This window comes from Spirillospora sp. NPDC048824, assembly GCF_043198455.1.
Taxonomy (GTDB): domain Bacteria; phylum Actinomycetota; class Actinomycetes; order Streptosporangiales; family Streptosporangiaceae; genus Spirillospora.
In genome coordinates this window covers 372863-388454 of sequence record NZ_JBICUS010000006.1, presented here as the reverse complement: position 1 = coordinate 388454, position 15592 = coordinate 372863, and the positions used below count along the sequence as shown (strand labels likewise).

Genomic DNA, 15592 nt, shown 5'->3' with positions numbered 1-15592 from the left:
GGGGCCATGAGCAATGTGGAAGTGTACGGTTGGGAAGACCAGCCGTCGACCTCCGCCTCGCTATCTAGCGGAGTTCAGCCTCCAGCTCCGAAAGCACCTGGGCGCGGGCGCCTGTCGGCAGGCGCCGGTATGCCGACCAGACTCGGTCGACGGGGGTCGAGACACGGCGGTTGCGCTTGATCCAGCGGGCGAGTCTTCTCCGCTCTGCTGGGTCGAGGATGCGGATGTCTGCCGCGACCTCATCAGCCCTTGCCGCTGCTTCAGAGGAACCACTCCGGCAGCGCTTGCACTCCGTGAGCAGCAGCACCTCCTCGTGGCCGTCTGGAAGCACTGTGGCACGCCGACTCACCGACAGTACCGCTGTCCTGTTGGGATCGTCCGGGTACTCTTCCCCGCCAGAGATGCCGCAGACAGTGCAGAGGAAGTCGTCGCGCTCAAGTGTCGCCCTGATCTCCTTGGCTGACGGGGCGTTGTGGGGTGCGGCAGCACGCCGTTCCTTCGGATCCCAGACAGCCGCGCCGGTCTTGGCAAACCGCTGCTCTTCACTCGTCAGACTCGCGTCTTCGGTGCTGGCCAGGATGCCCCACCCGTAGTCGCGCAAGTCGCGCACGCGGCGGTCGATCTGCGACACCCCAGGGAAGGCAGCCCGCAACTGCTCCTTGGTGAAGGTGTTGCCCTCCCCTACCTCCTGGACGAGCCAGAGGGCGGCGCGGACCATACTGCCTGCTTTGAGGTCCGGGTCGTTCCAGGCAGGTGCGTTCACGCTGTCTCCCCTTACCACCAAGCGCTGGGGCGCCGATGCCAGCGGCCGCGGACGCTTGGTTGCCTCAGAACCCACGGCGATCGCTACGCTAGCCCATTGGAGGGACATTGCTTATGGCTGCGGATTTTGGCCTCCCGCCTGAGGGGGAAACGATCAAGGAGCTCGTCCATGAGCGGCTGAAGCAGGCCGTGGCCGAGGACGGCGCTAAGGTGACCGTTGACTGGCGGGATGCCGGGCAGCGGCACCTGTATGTGATTGCTATGCCGGTCGGCATGCTGTACTTCAACCCGGACACCCACCGCATTCGGGCACAGCGCAGCCTCGACCCTGAACGCAACCGGGTTCTCAACGAGCGGCCGTGGAGCGAGGAGGGGCAGGAGTACCTCCGCTACCTGCTAACCCGCGACCCCAAGGACCTAGGCAAGACTGACCCAGAGTACGCGGCGCTCCTCGATGAGCTGGACGAGTTCGGTCAGCGGGATCCTGGAATCATTAGCCCGAACGGCATACTTGTCGACGGCAACACCCGCTGCGCTGCACTCCGGGAGCTCGGGAGAGAACACATACGCGTCGGCGTCCTCCCCGATGACACCAGCCGACACGACGTCAATAGGGTTGAGCTGTCCCTGCAACTCCGCCGAGACAAGCGGCGCGACTACTCCTACCTCAACAGGCTCATTGCAGTTGAGGAGGAGCTCGCAGCGGGGAGGAAGCAGGAGGACGTCGCTAAGGCATTCAACATCAAGCTCCCAACGCTCCAGCGGGACCGATGGGTCTACGAGCTAATCAATGACGCCATCGACCGCAGTAAGACCAGAGACGGGGCAAGCCTCCGATTGGTGGACTTCGAAGACCATCAGGAGAAGTTGCGGGAACTGGCACGCGACTACGCCACTCTGGCTACAGCAGACCCTGACGGGGCCGAACGGCTGAAGGAATCCCGCCTCGCCATGGTGGTCCTCAGCCTTCCCAAGACGACACTCCGGCTCGCCGAACCGGACTTCTACGCGCGCTACCTCGAGAAGCGGCTCCCCGACTCCCTTCGCCGGGATACCGAGGAGAGTCCCGACTCAGGCGGACTACCCGGACTCGACGATGTCGTCATCCCCGACGACGCCGACGACGTCAAGGCAGTCCGCGATCTCACTGACAAGCTGCTGAAGGCGGATGCGGCCAGAAGGGCACCGGACAGGGTTCCTCCTACCGAGGTCTCTGCGGCCAACACTGTCTTCGCTGCGGCTAAGGAAGTGTTCAGTACAGCAACCGCCCTCGCTGGCAAAGACGAGCAGCTGCGCAAGCGGCGGATTGCCGTCCCGGTACGGGTGACGGATGCAGCGGAATTTATCGACCAGTGCGCTTCTGAGTTTGCTGAGGCAAAGGCCAAGCGGGCATTGGACGAAGAGGCGTTCGATGACGCGCTGATTACGCTGCGCGAAAGTTTGGCCCGCTTGGCCAAGCAGGCTGGAAGAACCTTTACTTCGCCTGGCGATGGCGTGGATTGGCTCCTCAATGCCACAAAGGACCGGTGACCTGTGGAGGCCATTGCCGGGCCCAGTCTTGAGATCGGCTTCGGAGACGATGCAGTCACAGCCCGGCTGCACGTGCGCAAGGACCGCGCATCGGATCTGCGGCGGCTTGCTCTGCGGTTTCAGAGCGGCATCCATCGCACCCCCACCATCCTTGACGTCGACGTCGACGACCTGCTCAGCAACCTCCGTGCGCTCAAAGCATGGCCAGAGCCGAAGACTGTGCATTGGGAACCGCAACTGGCGCAGCTCGTCAGGGACTCGGCCGCTGACTCCCGAGCCGTAGCCCAGCGCCTTGCCTCGCCGCCGCCGACCGCGGCTGAACCCGACCCTGAGGAGCTCAAAGGTATTCTCGGTCCCGTCTGGACAGGCGGCCTCACCTCCTTCCAGCGCCGTGACATTGCCAAGCTACTATCTCTCCGCCATGGCGCGAACTTCTCTGTCCCTGGGGCCGGCAAGACTCGCGTAGGTTTGGCTGTCTTCCAGGCGCTACGCCAGCGGGGCGAGGTCGAGCAATTGCTTATCGTTGGGCCCAAATCCGCTTACGAGGCTTGGCTGTACGAGAACAAGGTGTGCTTTAGCCGACCTCTGCGGATGTCGGTGTATGACAAGGGCTCTTCTCGGTCATCCGACGCATTGATCATCAATTACGAGCGGTTGGACAGCGCGCTCGAAGATCTAAGCTCTTGGCTCTCGGTGCGGCCAACCCTGCTGCTGCTGGACGAAGCCCATCGGATGAAAGCCGGCCCCCGCGGTGTCTACGGCTCAGCCTGTCTCGCCCTTGGTCCGCGCGCCCAGCGCAGGCTCATCCTGACCGGGACGCCGGCGCCCAACGGCGCCAAGGACCTGGAGAACCTGCTCGGGTTCGTGTGGCCTGGCTACGGCCGCCAGCAAGTGATCCAGGCAGTCGGCGGCGGTGACCTCGCAAAGGCAAGCCAGGCCCTCCGCCCGCTGTTCGCCCGCACGACGAAGCACGAGTTGGGTCTCCCCCCGGTTAGTACGAAGATCGTGCCCCTGGAGATGCCGCCTCTGCACAATGAGATCTACGAGGCACTCGTCGGCAGGTTCTCCGCACGGGCAACCGGATCGGAAGCCGACTTCCTGGCATGGGGGAGAATCACGGTCTACTTGCTCATGGCCGCGACCAGCCCGGCGCTTCTGCGCGTAGGCAGCACTCGCTACGAACCGCTGGAGTACCAGGTGCCGCCACTCCAGGTGCCGAAGGGCACGCAACTGTTTGAGCTATTGCAGGATCTGCCGAGTTACGAGTTCTCGGCCAAGTACCGTGAAACGTTGGCCATCGTGGACGCCAACGCCGTCCAGGGCCGCAAGACCCTCGTCTGGTCTACTTTTATTCGCAGTCTCAACACCCTCGGGCGCATTCTCAAGGAGTACCAGCCGGCGCTGGTGCACGGCGGTACGAAGGACCGTAGATCGGAGATCGAGCGCTTTCGCAACAACCCAGACTGCATGGTGCTGCTGTCGAACCCGGCCACGCTCGGTGAGGGCATCAGCCTCCACCAGCACTGCCATGACGCTGTCTATGTTGACCGCGACTTCGCTGCCGGCCGGTTCCTGCAAAGCCTGGACCGGATCCACCGCCTCGGCCTAGCTCCGGAGACTGCGACCCGCATCACCGTCCTAGCCTCCGAGCAGACCATCGATGACATCGTGACGCTGCGGCTGGACGAGAAGCTTCAATTCATGGGGAAGGTGCTAGACGATCCGGAAGTAAGGCAGCTCTCCGACCTTGAAGAGGAACCAGCTGTCGGCGGCGGCCTCGACGAGGTCGACCTTCAAGCATTGATGGGCCACATCCTTGCCCGTGCCTCCTGACCCTCTTCTGCGAGCCGCTGTCCGCTGGGTTGAGAAGTTGCCCGCCAACGGCCGGGTGAGGTGCCGGTCGCTGTTCACCACCCATACGGAGTACAGCGACATCAGTCCGACGCAGTATGATGCCGCGTATAGATGGTTGGAGGAAACCGGGCTTCTATACGACCCCGACGATGCGCAGCCTGCCGGAGAACGCATTTTCCGCTCTCTCCTGCTGACAGGCGACGTTTCATGGTTTTCGGATGTCGACATCCATGTACGCGAGCCGACAGAACTGCCCATCGATGCAGGTCGAGCCGCCGCAGTACTCGGACTCAGCGAAAACTGGGCATACCAGGAGATCCACGCCGTGTGGGGAAAAGTGGACGCGGCGGAACGCTCGCGTATCGGTGCCGCCGGCGAAGCGGCTCTTGTGGCACTGCTCTCCGCTTCAACGAACGCGAGCATCGAACATGTCGCTGCCCACTCCGACGGATACGGCTACGACATCGCGGTCCACGCCGAGCGACACAGCCTACATATCGAAGCCAAGGCCACGACACGGCGCAACCGCCTGCCGTTTTTCCTGTCGCGTCGCGAATACGAGGTAATGCAGTACGACCCTTCCTGGCAACTCATCGTTCTCCAGCTCACAGATCAGCTTGCAATCAGGGCGATTGCCTCTGTCGACAGTAGCTGGATCGAAACTCAGGTCCCGCACGACCGAGGGTTGTACGCGCGCTGGGAAGCGTGCCGGATCGAAGTACCACCGGAGCATTCATCCAGCGGGATCCCGCGGCTCGCCGCTGTTCTGGGACAGGAAGCTTCACCACTCCTGCGTGGATAAAATGGCCGACGCTCTCAGCCGGCACGGCGACGGGACCAGACCGCCTCGCAGACCGCTTGGGCACAGTGGTCAGCAGGTTCATGTTCCCAAAACCGCAGTACGAGCCATCCAGCCTCCGCGAGACGCGCATCCGTATTCCGGTCTCGCTCTACGTTGCCACCGATTTTCCCGCGCCAGTACTCCGGGTTCGTCTTTGGAGGCACGAAGTGTTCAGGGCAGCCATGCCAGAAGCAGCCGTCAATAAAGACAGCGACCCGGGTCGGCCTGAAGACCAAGTCTGCGGTCCTGCGCATCCCCGGAAGCGGCTTGGCTGCCACCCGATAGCGCAGCCCGGCAGCGTGTACCAGGGATCTGAGCGCAAGCTCGGGTGACGTGTCACGGTTGCGGTTGCCCAGCATGCTCCGGCGATTCGCGGCCGACGATGCCCACGAGCCCTTCGGGGCCTGCCAAGTCTCGCTGCTTCCCGCATCGCTGCCAGGCACGAGTCACTCCTCCGGCATCGCGATGGCTCGAGCCCACGTCCGCTCGAACTCTTGTTCACTGATCACGTGAGGCCGGAACTCACTGTGGGCAGCGATTTCATCCACCGTCCCCACAGGCGTCTCTGAAAGACTGGTCCCCGCAGCCTCGCGGCGCTCGTCAGCGTACTGCAGGTGTCCGTCTCGAAACACCTCTATCTTCCGGATCTCGTAGCCGTCATCACCGACCTCACTGTAAATCTCGACCGGCTCCTCGCTGAAGTCGTGCAACCACTCGACTCTCAGGTACCAGACCATTCGTTCGCCCCCCAGGAAACGATCCTCCCATCCAGCCGCAGCGGGCCGCGCTGGGGGACAAGGATGACGCTGCTCCTGCACGGAACCAAGGCAAGCCCCGCCACGTCGACTTCAACGTAGTGCGTGAAGCGGTGCCCCTGCCAGGGGACTCCCACGAGGCGACGGGAGAGTTGAGCCAGGGACATCGACCCGGGGGGCACATCGGAGAGGTACTGGCCGTCGCCATAGCGCGCGTCCCTCGGGTTCACCTCCCGCAGCGACGGGAACAGCATGTGGCTCTCTCGAATTCCGGACACTCCTCGCGCATCGGTGTAGTGCCACAGCGTTGCCAGTTCGCCGTGCTCAACCACTGGGGGTATGGCATCGTCCCTTTTCACCCGGGCTAGACGATCAGGCCAGCACCATCTGCGTCAACATTCTTGACTCCCTGAAATATTTCATAAACCGCTCCGCCGGTCCGTCCGCTGGTGCACAACCTGCCGGTTGAGCTGGCGAATTACTTGGTTCCGCAGTGGAACGGCCGGAGATGCTGGCCAGGGCAGCGCCGGTCCCCTCCCAAAGTGAAAGAAAATGAAATACGGACAGCGTGGGCGAAAAGCACGCTTCACGATGGACAAGCCGGATATCTCCCGCTATTCTCCTGACCGTCATCGAGCTTCCGGGTCCGGGACAGAGGGCGGTTCGGCATGGAGCGGCAGCAACCCGATATGGGGATACCTCGCGAGCAGTCTCGCCTCGTCAGCGAGCTCATCGAGTGGTCCGGTGTAACCCAGGACGTCATTTCGAACAGGAGCAGGGAAGTGGCCACAGCCCTTAAGGCGGTCTACTCTGTCGATCTGCCGGACCGCCTGACCACCCCCACCATCAGCCGCATGAAGACGGGTTGCGGTTTGAAAAAGCTGAGAAGACGCAATCTGTTACTGCTTCACCTGACGGTTCGTTACGTCAAGCTACCTAAACGGCGGGACTATGTGATTGCACTCAGTGCTATAGAAGAGGCTGAGGTATTTGCTGACACCGTCTTGCGCGCCGGCAGAACCAGTGGGGAGCAGAGGGCAACTTCCTTTAACTCGAATGACCCGCGCCACGATCGTACTGCCGACCTCTTTGGCGAATATGGAATCAGTCTGCTTGAATGCGCGATCGGCCAAGATGATGCGGACTCCTTCCGAAAACTCGCCGTACTGCAGTGGCTATCGGGCAACACCGACGACGCGCGCTACTGGAACGGCAATGCCAATAGGACGGCGCCAGGAGCACTGGATACTGAGGTCGCTGCACAGGTAGCATTTAACTCAGGTCGCTCATATCTATACCAGGGTCAGGGTGCAGTTGCCGAAACTTATCTTGCACTTGCTGCGGACGCAGGCCACGCTGATGCCGCCTTCCTCTTGGGTGAAATTCTGGAGACATTGCAACGCAATGAGGAGGCTCAGCGATGGTTTCTTACAGCGCAGGAAAATGGCCACATCGGCGTCAGCGCACGACTGTCAGCCCGGAACGATTGCGTTATCGAAGGGCCGGCGTACTCCGCTACGAGCGCCATACAGGGGGTCGTACCCTAGGCGCCCATCCGAGGAGGAGAGATTTCTGACCTTCGCGCGCCTACGCGGACTTCGCTATCCAGTGCGCTGAGGCGAACGACCATTTTAAGATCGCTCTGAGCCTGTCAAGATTGGCGGCCTTATCCGATGACAGCAATACTTACTGAAGCCAGGAAGAAGTTCCACAACGATCTCGTCGAGAGGCATACGCTCACACTATCGCCCCATCAAGTTGCCTCCAATGCCGATAAGAGCCAGAAGAGCAGCGTCGCCATAGCAGAGGGGATTGCACATGACCTGGCCGCTCAGACAGTAGAGAAGAAACTGCAAGGGCAGCGGGCAGGGCGCCAGTTTGAGCAAGCTGTTGAAAATTTTCTGAAGGAGACATTTCCCTACCTTCAATCTCTTCGACCCGGCGATTGGAGTATTTACAACGTCGGAGGATCTCGCAAAGAGTACCAGGTAGCCAAGTACGAGCCGTATGCACACCTGGCCGACTTGGCTCGCGCCATCGAAAGCGACCGCACTCTCGCTTCAGTGCTAGGTAATTCGTACGATATTGGCCCGGACATCTTGATCGTGCGAAGCCCCGAGTCAGATGAGGCGATTAACCGCGATCACGAATTCGTGGACGCGGATTTTGGTCAATATGCCGTCATCAGACGGGAGAACCAGGAGCGTTTAATCGTGCACGCTGTAGTTTCATGTAAATGGACACTTCGGAGCGATCGGGCACAGAATGCGCGGTCCGAGGCGCTAAACGTAATCCGAAACCGGAAAGGCCGTATGCCGCATACTGTTGTCGTCACTGGCGAACCATCGCCGTCTAAGCTGGCATCCCTAGCGCTTGGCACCGGCGACATCGATATGGTTTATCACTTTGCGCTACCGGAACTGATTAGGGCGGTAGACGGGACGGAGAACGACGAGGCAATCAGCATGCTCCATACCCTAGTAGACGGCAAGCGGATCCGCGACATCACCGATCTTCCCCTAGACCTGGCCGTCTAAGTTGTCTGACTAATGCCGCAGAGTAACCTGGTATTCGTTTTCGAACAAAATCTCGGAGACCGTCAGGCGCACGCGGCATGTCAGGGCAAAAAGGGTAGACTCCGCCCGGAAAAGGCCTCACATAAGCCTCAAGCTAATTTCGCCCGAACTGTTAATTCACGAAATCAAAACAGGTTAGGCGCGGTAATCCTTTCCTGCGCCTGCACGAGGGTTTCGGTGGCGTCGTGTAGGTCGATCATGGGGCGGCGGTGGCGAGTGCCGGTCGGGGTGGTGTAGCTGAGGTGGCCTGGCTCGATCCAGATGTTCGTCTCCTCGTTGCCGCCCAGGGGGATGGTGACGAGGGAGACGCCTTTGCCGTGGCGGTGGGTGACGTTTGTGACTCCGCGTGCGGTGAGCATTGCGACCAGGTGGCGGGCCGCGAGCATGGGTGGGGCGGTTGTGCGGGTGTTGGACCATGGGTCGGGGAGGGCGAAGGCGCTCCAGACTGCTTTGCCTGGCACGCCTTGGGTGCATATCGAGCGTGTGGGGTGTGCGCCCCAGGCTTCGGCGAGCATGGCGACGATTCCGATGCCCCTGCCGTGGTCGTCCAGCAGGCCCCGAGGTGTGGTGTCCGGCCAGGACGAGCGGCAGGCGTCGAAGACCGTCAGCACCAGTTGCGGCGTTGGGGTGGCTCGGGCCCACAGCCATAGTTCGGGCGGGGCGGTCGGGGTTTCGGGGCCGGCGTTGAGGCCGTGGTGGAGGGCGTTGGTGGCCAGTTCGCTGACGGCCAGGGTCGCGTCGTCGACCTTGTCGCGGTCCAGGCCGAGGGTCGTCATGGCGAGGCCGAGGAGGGAGCGGGCGACCGAGGCACAGCTCGCGTCGGTGGGGAGGCGCCACGCACACATCCCTCCCAGCGCTATATCAGCGGCGTGACCGATTGCCATATGTCCGGACTGCACTATCTGCGCCATTTTGAGACCCTCCTTGTAGGTCACAGGTTTCTTTCTTCGGGTCACAGACTGCGTCCCTTGACCTAGGCTTTTCTTGTCCCCGAGAACTTCTGGAACTTGGCCGCGAGAGAGGGTAGGTCGTGAACATCAACGAGTCCCCAGACCCGCGATCTTCGATGTGGGCGTGGATCGCCTATTCGCTGCGGTTCCACCGCATGCAGCGCGGGCTCACGGGAGACTCCGTGGGTAAGCTGCTCAACTGCGCTCGTTCCTCAATTTCCAGACTGGAGAACGGCGAGGCCAAGCTCGACGAGAAGCAGGCCGCCATCCTGGACGGTGCCTGGCACACCGGCAGCCACTTCTCGATCATGGTCTGGTACGCCCGCCAAGGTCACGACCCGACCTGGTTCAAAAACTTCACTGAGTTCGAAGCGCGCGCGGAGAGAGTCCACAGCTACGACGGCCAACTCATACCTGCCCTATTCCAGACTCCCGGCTATGCCCGTGCCCTTCTCGAGGCTGGACGAAATCAGGATGTTGAGGAGGATCTCAAAAAGCGGTTGGCGCGCCAGAAGGTTCTCGACAGCAACAACCCGCCCGAACTCTGGGTGCTTCTTTCTGAGAGTGCGATCGATATACCGGTCGGCGGCGCAGATGTGATGAGAGAGCAGCTCGCCTATCTACTCGAGCTCTCCAGACGTCCCAACGTGTTCCTGCGCATCGTCCCAAAGAGCGCGGGCGCGCATGAGGGGCTGGACGGGCCGTTCAAGATCATTACAGTCAAGCAAGGAGAGGTCGGCTTCGTAGAGGCACCCAACGGAGGCAGACTGGTGCTCGAGGCGGCTGAGGTTCGTGGCCTGAAGCTGAGGTTCGACCGCATCGGCGCAGTGGCTCTGCCCGTAGAATCCTCACGACGCCTGATTGAGCAACTGATGGAGAGCTTCACATGAATCCCCCCACATGGCGCAAGAGCAGTCGGTCAACTCAGGGGACGTCAGGTGAGTGTGTCGAGGTGGCGCGACTCGTCCAAGGCATCGGAGTCCGTGACAGTAAGCGCCAAGGGCACGGGCACCTCACCCTCACTCCTGAAGCGTTCGCGACTCTCGTGCAGCGTCTCAAGGACCAGAACTGAGAAGCAGCGCAGAGTGGCGATGACGTCGACTCCCGGAACAGCCCGTCCGCGCTGCTGCCCGCTGACAAGTTGCGGGCGCTGCCACGCCGGGAGCGAGTCGACCATGACGACGTCCGCCACGACCACCACAGCGAACTTCCGCTGGTGAATGCCCCGTTCTGGAGTCGACGCGAAGGCCCGTCTCCAGGGCCGCTGTGCTTGAGCACTGTTCCTTTACGCTCAGCCCATGACGGCGGTCGATGACTTCATGGCCGAGCTGGACCATCCGCTCAAGGCTGAGGTGCAGGAGACCCGCGACATCATCAAGGGCGTGAACCCGGGCATCACCGAGCAGATCAAGTGGAACGCGCCGACCTTCAGTTTCGACGGCGGTTACCTCGTGACCTTCAACCTCCGCGCCACCGACCGCGTCCACCTCGTTTTCCACGACCCCGAGGTCGTCAACATCAGCAATGCACTTCTGGAGGGCAGCATGCCCGGCAGGCGCATGACCTACTTCGCCGACATGAGTGAAGTCACGGCCGGCCGGGCGGCGCTGGAGGACGTCCTCCGCCAACTGGTGAGCCTCCGCACCTGAAGCCCGCTGCTTCCTCGGGCTGTCCTGCGTCCCGCCAACCGGGGAAGCAGGGGCTGGCTCCGTCAGGCTCCGACTCGTTGCTGAAGGTCGTTGCTGGTGGAGGAGGACGAGGTGAGCACCTGGCGTCAGCTCCAACGAACCCGGCCGAGACGAAATGAACGAGCCGTACGCGGAGTTGGGGTTGATCACCGGGCAGGCAGGCCGGATTACGGAGGGGGCACCCATGGTCAGTGTCAGTGTGGAAACCGAGGAGCAGACGGAGGCCCGTCTGCGCGGTGTGATCGCTCAAGCCGAGGTCATCGTGCACGACGGCGTCTGGTGCTTTGAAGAGTTTCCCGTCGACCAGGCCCCCGAGCTCACACCGGACACCCTTGCGATGATCCGCGACCAGGAAAGCTGGAGCCGCCTGGTCCCCTTCGTTCAAGGGCACAGCGGCACCGAGCGGTTCGGGATCTTCTCGTTCCACTTCCCCGACGTCCAGGACAACAGTGGTTTCGTCGGCTGGCTGGCCACTCACCTCAAGGCCGAGCTGGGGACCGGCGTGTTCGTCATCTGCGGCAGCAACCAGGCCCGGGGCGGCATCTATGACTACTGGGGCTGCCCCATCGAGATGCTGGAGGACGCGGTCGCAGTGGTCGAGACGCTACGCACCAGCCACCCCGGCGAGTGATCTCCCGCCGTCAGTGCCCTGGTCCACCGGCCGGCACCCCTTCCGGCGGGTGTGCGCGCTGGTCATGCGGTTGCCGGGCGGCCGCGGCCAAGGCGGCGGGCGGCGCGGCCCATGAGCTGGGACATCTTGGACGGGAACGCGTCGGGCTCGGGGACGGTGATGGGGCGCACCCGGCCGTTGTGAATGGCGGTGATGCGCCAACCCTCGTCGGTGTTCACGACCACGATGGTCTGGCGGGACAGGCGCCGCTTGGGGAGCTTGGACCTCCAGGGCATCAGCACCGAGGCCGTGCCGTACAGGACTGCTACATCGGGGGTGATGTAGCGGATGGACTCCAGGTCGCCGACCAGGGCCGAGCCGGAGAGCACGCCGCGGAAAAGCTTGTCGTGGTTCTCCTGGTGCTGCTCACGGCCGGTCGCGCGGGTGCCGTCGTACGAGACGTAGTCGGAGTCGTCGGTGAAGCAGGCGCCGAAAGCGTGGGCGTCGCCTGCGGTCCAGGCCTGCATGAACCGCTCGAACAGCTCCTTGATCTGAGCGTCGGTGTGCTGGGTGCTCATGGCGTCCTCCACGGTGCTATTGTTTCGATCAACGAAACTTACGATACCAGGAAGATTCGAATGTCGAAAGATGGATCGGCGGAGCAGATCGCGATGCAGTTCCGACTGCTCCAGCAGAGCTTTGACGCCTTCGACGAGGCCGTCGCGGCCCGCCTCAAGCTCAACCGCACCGACCTGCGCTGCCTGGACGTCGTCCTGGGCGGCGGGCCGCTGTCGGCGGGACAGATCGCCACAGCGCTCAAGCTCAGCCCGGCGGCCACCACCACCGTCATCGACCGCCTCGAACGCGCCGGCTACGTCCTGCGCTCCCGGGACGCCGCCAACCGGCGGCGCGTACTGGTGGAGGCCACCGGCGCCGCACGGAAAGTGGAAGAGGAGATCTACCTGCCCGTCGGACATGCGGGCGCGCAGGCGCTACGGCGCTACGACCAGGACCAACTCGCCACCATCCTCGACTTCCTCCAAACCGCCCGGGAGGTCCAGGAGGACCAGACCACACGCATCAGCACGTCCCCCGACACGGCGGCGCCTCCGGCCGGCCGGGACTGAACGGACGGACCCTTCTCCCCCGCCTGCCGCCCCTCAGGCATGAGCGAGGCGCCATCGCGTGGCGGCGTTGGACGAGGCGAAGGCGCCCCCGAGGACAGCGGGGCATTGCGGTGAGTCACGGGTGGTTCCTAGCTCCAGGGGTCGAGGGCGTGCTTGCCGTGCATCTGGGCGGCTTCGAGTTGCCGCAGCACATTGGGCCCTTCGGCCAGGGGATGAACCTGGGGGGTGCCGGACGGGTAGACGCCGTGGGCGGTGAGTGCCTCGATCTCGGTGAGCTGGCCGGCCTCCATAGGACCGTCCGCAACGTCACGGACACTCGTCGGCCGTGAGGCACCCGTCCGTTCGGTCAAGGTCGGTCCCGCCGGTCGGCGCCCGCCACCGGCTGGATCAGAAACTTAAGTCTCCACTTGACTTTGCGAGCTCGGCGAATAAAGTTAAGTGCATGCTTAAGTATGAGGCGGAGGCCGCGGACCGGGCGTTTCACGCGCTCGCGGACGCGAACCGGCGGGCGGTGATCGAGCGCCTGACCGGCGGCCCGGCCACCGTGAGCGAGCTGGCCGCCCACCTCGGGGTTACCGTCGCCGCGACCGTCCAGCACCTCCGGGTGCTGCAGGACAGCGAGCTGGTGCGGTCGGAGAAGGTCGGACGGGTACGCACCTGCCAGCTCGATCCGGCCGGACTCCGCAACGCCGAGGCGTGGTTGCAGCGCCAGCGCACGGCGTGGGAGCACCGCCTGGACCGCCTCGAAGCGGTCCTCGACGACCAAGCGAAGGAGCAAGGATCATGACCGATCATTCGGTGAAACACAGCACGTTCACGCTGGAGCGGACCTACGCGGCCTCGCCCGCCGAGGTCTTCGCGGCCTGGTCCGACCGGGACACGAAGGCGAAGTGGTTCGCCGCCGAGGACGGACGCTACTCGCTGGACTTCCGGGTCGGCGGCACCGAGGCCGTGCACGGCGGCGACGGGGTCGACCTCGTCGCGAGGAGCGAGTACCACGACATCGTCGCCGACGAGCGCATCGTCTACACCACGGCCTTGTTCGCCGACGGGGTCCTGTCGACCGTGTCGCTGACCACCGTGCAGTTCGCCCGCGACGGCGACGGGACCCGCCTGGTGCTCACCGAACAGGGCACCTTCCTGGACGACCGGGAACAGCCCGAGTGGCGCGAGCAGGGCACCGGCGACTGGCTGGACGCCCTCGGCCGCCAGGTGGCCCAGCGATGACGGCGGACGGCGAGCGGCAGATCCGCGAGCTGCTGGAGGCCCGCACCCGGGCGTTCGGCCGCCGGGACGCCGCCACCGCGGCCGCCGGCTACGACGACGACCTCGTGCTGTACGACGCGGTCGGCCCGTTCGTCCGCCGCGGCGAGGACCCGGCCGCCCGGTTGGAAGGGTGGATCGCGTCGTACCGGACCGGGATCGGGCACGAGATCCGCGACCTGGAGATCACCGCCGGAGCCGATATCGCGTTCTGCCACTTCCTCGTCCGGATCAGCGGCACGATGCGGGACGGCACCGAGGTCGGCATGTGGGTGCGGGCGACGAGTTGCCTCCGCCGGCAGGACGGCGCCTGGACGATCGTTCACGAGCACGCGTCGGTGCCCTTCGACGCCGACACCGGCCACGCCGTACTGCGCGGTGAGCTCTAACAACCCTCCAGCACAGGGTCGAGGAAATCCTGGCCGAACCGGTCGTCTCTGGGGCCGAGACCGGCCTGCAGGTCACCGTCCACCACAGGGACGAAATCACTGAGGCGTGGCGGGCAGGAGTGCTTCGGCGCCCAGGCGGGCATGGCGGGCCGCCGCGGTGCCGCCATGGATTCCCGCCACCACGATGGCCCCCTCGGCCAGCAGGTAGACGGGTTCGGTGACACGGGCGTCGACGGGGGCGACCAGTTCGGCGACCTGGTCATGGAACGCCTGCTTGTGCGAGCGCACTTCGGCCGCGACCGCAGAGGACGACGACCCGAGTTCACCGTGGGCGTTGGCCCATGCACACCCGCGGAATCCGGGTTCGGTGAACCAGTCGCCGAGCCAGTCGAACATCGCGAGGACGCGTTCCCGGGGGTCGGACACCTGGTCCAGGTAGGCTGCCAGGCTTCCTCGCCATCGGCGGTCGCGGCGTTCCAGCATCGCGACGACGAGGGCCTCCTTCGTCGGGAAGATCCGGTAGATGCGCTTGAGGGGCAGACCGGACACGGTCCGCAGCTCGTCCATGCCGACCGCCTGGATTCCCCGCCGGTAGAAGAGGTTCTCCGCGACGTCCAGCAGCGCGTCCCGGTCCAGGGCGGTCTGCTCCTCGGTGATCGCCGCCGGCATGGCGCCTCCTCCGCTTGACCTTGAGAACGACCGTTCCCTATCTTAGGGCGAGCCCGGTCGAGAACGGGCGTTCTCAACATAAGGAGAGTGCAGACATGTCCGGAGCAGAAGATCGTCCGCCCTACCCGCCGTTCACCGAGGAGACCGCCCTGCAGAAGGTCCAGGCGGCCGAGGACGCGTGGAACACCCGCGACCCGCGGCGGGTGGCGCTGGCCTACACCCCCGACTCGGTCTGGCGGAACCGGGACGTGTTCGTCACCGGCCGCGAGGAGATCATCGGCTTCCTGGAGTCGAAGTGGGAACGCGAACTCGACTACGCGCTGCGCAAGAGCCTGTGGGGATTTCGCGGGAACCGGATCGCCGTCCGCTTCCAGTACGAATGGCACGACCACGACGGTCAGTGGTGGCGCAGCTACGGCAACGAACTGTGGGAGTTCGACGAGCGCGGGCTGATGCGGCGCCGCGAAGCGAGCATCAACGATCTGCCGATCGACGAAGCCGACCGGCGTATCCATGGCACGCGTCCGGAAAGCGAGCACGGGAAGGTCATCCCGCTTCAGTAGGAGCCTGCGGCTCCG

The 15592-nt window shown here is 63.9% G+C and carries 22 protein-coding genes; 14 read left to right on the top strand and 8 right to left on the bottom strand.

Translation table 11 applies throughout. The annotated features are described in order from the left end of the window. Positions 1–64 precede the first annotated feature (64 nt). A complete protein-coding gene (locus ACGFIS_RS15135) occupies positions 65–763 on the bottom strand; it encodes a hypothetical protein (protein WP_392971195.1) in 699 nt (232 codons plus the stop codon). Between the two features lie 113 nt (positions 764–876). On the opposite strand from ACGFIS_RS15135, the gene ACGFIS_RS15130 reads away from it, so the two are divergent. The 3 genes from ACGFIS_RS15130 to ACGFIS_RS15120 are packed head-to-tail and all read left to right on the top strand — an operon-like array spanning position 877 to position 4948. Then, complete coding sequence (locus ACGFIS_RS15130) at positions 877–2292, top strand: hypothetical protein (RefSeq protein ID WP_392971192.1); 1416 nt, start codon at positions 877–879, stop codon at positions 2290–2292. A 3-nt stretch (positions 2293–2295) separates the two neighbouring features. Next, positions 2296–4125, top strand: coding sequence for a DEAD/DEAH box helicase (locus ACGFIS_RS15125; protein ID WP_392971189.1), 1830 nt, complete (start codon positions 2296–2298; stop codon positions 4123–4125). 37 nt (positions 4126–4162) lie between these two features. After that, on the top strand, positions 4163–4948 hold the full coding sequence (locus tag ACGFIS_RS15120; protein WP_392971186.1) for a protein NO VEIN domain-containing protein: 786 nt from the start codon (positions 4163–4165) through the stop codon (positions 4946–4948). Between the two features lie 14 nt (positions 4949–4962). Here the strand turns inward: ACGFIS_RS15120 and ACGFIS_RS15115 are convergent, their stop codons facing one another. Genes ACGFIS_RS15115 through ACGFIS_RS15105 form a run of 3 tightly spaced genes read right to left on the bottom strand, consistent with a single transcriptional unit; the run spans position 4963 to position 6074 of the window. After that, a complete protein-coding gene (locus tag ACGFIS_RS15115) occupies positions 4963–5430 on the bottom strand; it encodes a very short patch repair endonuclease (RefSeq protein ID WP_392971183.1) in 468 nt (155 codons plus the stop codon). Positions 5431–5433: 3 nt separating this feature from the next. Beyond that, positions 5434–5724: a DUF6881 domain-containing protein gene (locus ACGFIS_RS15110; RefSeq protein WP_392971180.1), complete on the bottom strand. Its 291-nt coding sequence runs from the start codon at positions 5722–5724 to the stop codon at positions 5434–5436. After that, positions 5709–6074 (bottom strand): HYD1 signature containing ADP-ribosyltransferase family protein, encoded by a 366-nt coding sequence (locus tag ACGFIS_RS15105; protein WP_392971262.1) that lies wholly within the window; start codon positions 6072–6074, stop codon positions 5709–5711. The genes ACGFIS_RS15110 and ACGFIS_RS15105 overlap by 16 nt, the downstream gene beginning before the upstream one ends. Positions 6075–6410: 336 nt before the next feature. Here ACGFIS_RS15105 and ACGFIS_RS15100 point away from each other — a divergent pair, with 336 nt between their 5' ends. Then, the gene (locus ACGFIS_RS15100) at positions 6411–7289 is read left to right on the top strand and encodes a hypothetical protein (RefSeq protein ID WP_392971177.1); all 879 of its coding nucleotides are present in this window, start codon (positions 6411–6413) and stop codon (positions 7287–7289) included. Between the two features lie 126 nt (positions 7290–7415). Then, complete coding sequence (locus ACGFIS_RS15095; RefSeq protein WP_392971174.1) at positions 7416–8279, top strand: NgoMIV family type II restriction endonuclease; 864 nt, start codon at positions 7416–7418, stop codon at positions 8277–8279. Positions 8280–8443: 164 nt separating this feature from the next. Here the strand turns inward: ACGFIS_RS15095 and ACGFIS_RS15090 are convergent, their stop codons facing one another. Further along, a complete protein-coding gene (locus tag ACGFIS_RS15090) occupies positions 8444–9253 on the bottom strand; it encodes an ATP-binding protein (protein ID WP_392971171.1) in 810 nt (269 codons plus the stop codon). A gap of 95 nt (positions 9254–9348) precedes the next feature. Here ACGFIS_RS15090 and ACGFIS_RS15085 point away from each other — a divergent pair, with 95 nt between their 5' ends. The 4 genes from ACGFIS_RS15085 to ACGFIS_RS15070 all read left to right on the top strand — a co-directional run bounded on the left by ACGFIS_RS15085 (position 9349) and on the right by ACGFIS_RS15070 (position 11587). Beyond that, a complete protein-coding gene (locus ACGFIS_RS15085; protein WP_392971168.1) occupies positions 9349–10158 on the top strand; it encodes a helix-turn-helix domain-containing protein in 810 nt (269 codons plus the stop codon). After that, on the top strand, positions 10155–10340 hold the full coding sequence (locus ACGFIS_RS15080; RefSeq protein WP_392971165.1) for a DUF397 domain-containing protein: 186 nt from the start codon (positions 10155–10157) through the stop codon (positions 10338–10340). Before ACGFIS_RS15085 ends, ACGFIS_RS15080 begins: the two co-directional genes overlap by 4 nt. Before the next feature lie 226 nt (positions 10341–10566). Continuing rightward, positions 10567–10917, top strand: a complete 351-nt coding sequence (locus ACGFIS_RS15075) for a DUF1801 domain-containing protein (protein WP_392971162.1) — start codon at positions 10567–10569, stop codon at positions 10915–10917. A 154-nt stretch (positions 10918–11071) separates the two neighbouring features. Next, complete coding sequence (locus ACGFIS_RS15070; RefSeq protein ID WP_392971159.1) at positions 11072–11587, top strand: DUF6196 family protein; 516 nt, start codon at positions 11072–11074, stop codon at positions 11585–11587. 62 nt (positions 11588–11649) lie between these two features. On the opposite strand, the gene ACGFIS_RS15065 is transcribed toward ACGFIS_RS15070, so the two are convergent. After that, entirely contained in the window at positions 11650–12144 is a 495-nt protein-coding gene (locus ACGFIS_RS15065; protein ID WP_392971156.1) for an SgcJ/EcaC family oxidoreductase, read from the bottom strand. Between the two features lie 60 nt (positions 12145–12204). On the opposite strand from ACGFIS_RS15065, the gene ACGFIS_RS15060 reads away from it, so the two are divergent. Beyond that, positions 12205–12693: a MarR family winged helix-turn-helix transcriptional regulator gene (locus ACGFIS_RS15060; protein ID WP_392909887.1), complete on the top strand. Its 489-nt coding sequence runs from the start codon at positions 12205–12207 to the stop codon at positions 12691–12693. A gap of 128 nt (positions 12694–12821) precedes the next feature. Here ACGFIS_RS15060 and ACGFIS_RS15055 read toward each other — a convergent pair whose 3' ends face one another. Next, positions 12822–12983, bottom strand: a complete 162-nt coding sequence (locus ACGFIS_RS15055; RefSeq protein WP_392971153.1) for a hypothetical protein — start codon at positions 12981–12983, stop codon at positions 12822–12824. Between the two features lie 152 nt (positions 12984–13135). Here ACGFIS_RS15055 and ACGFIS_RS15050 point away from each other — a divergent pair, with 152 nt between their 5' ends. Genes ACGFIS_RS15050 through ACGFIS_RS15040 form a run of 3 tightly spaced genes read left to right on the top strand, consistent with a single transcriptional unit; the run spans position 13136 to position 14345 of the window. Then, positions 13136–13480: an ArsR/SmtB family transcription factor gene (locus tag ACGFIS_RS15050; RefSeq protein ID WP_392971150.1), complete on the top strand. Its 345-nt coding sequence runs from the start codon at positions 13136–13138 to the stop codon at positions 13478–13480. Further along, positions 13477–13920: an SRPBCC family protein gene (locus ACGFIS_RS15045; protein ID WP_392971147.1), complete on the top strand. Its 444-nt coding sequence runs from the start codon at positions 13477–13479 to the stop codon at positions 13918–13920. The genes ACGFIS_RS15050 and ACGFIS_RS15045 overlap by 4 nt, the downstream gene beginning before the upstream one ends. Next, positions 13917–14345 carry a YybH family protein gene (locus ACGFIS_RS15040; protein ID WP_392909881.1) on the top strand — a complete coding sequence of 143 codons (429 nt, stop codon included), beginning with the start codon at positions 13917–13919 and terminating at the stop codon, positions 14343–14345. The genes ACGFIS_RS15045 and ACGFIS_RS15040 overlap by 4 nt, the downstream gene beginning before the upstream one ends. Before the next feature lie 96 nt (positions 14346–14441). Here the strand turns inward: ACGFIS_RS15040 and ACGFIS_RS15035 are convergent, their stop codons facing one another. Then, on the bottom strand, positions 14442–15014 hold the full coding sequence (locus ACGFIS_RS15035) for a TetR/AcrR family transcriptional regulator (RefSeq protein ID WP_392971144.1): 573 nt from the start codon (positions 15012–15014) through the stop codon (positions 14442–14444). A 95-nt stretch (positions 15015–15109) separates the two neighbouring features. Between ACGFIS_RS15035 and ACGFIS_RS15030 the strand changes: the two genes are divergently transcribed. Further along, positions 15110–15577 (top strand): nuclear transport factor 2 family protein, encoded by a 468-nt coding sequence (locus ACGFIS_RS15030; protein WP_392909877.1) that lies wholly within the window; start codon positions 15110–15112, stop codon positions 15575–15577. Positions 15578–15592 lie beyond the last annotated feature (15 nt).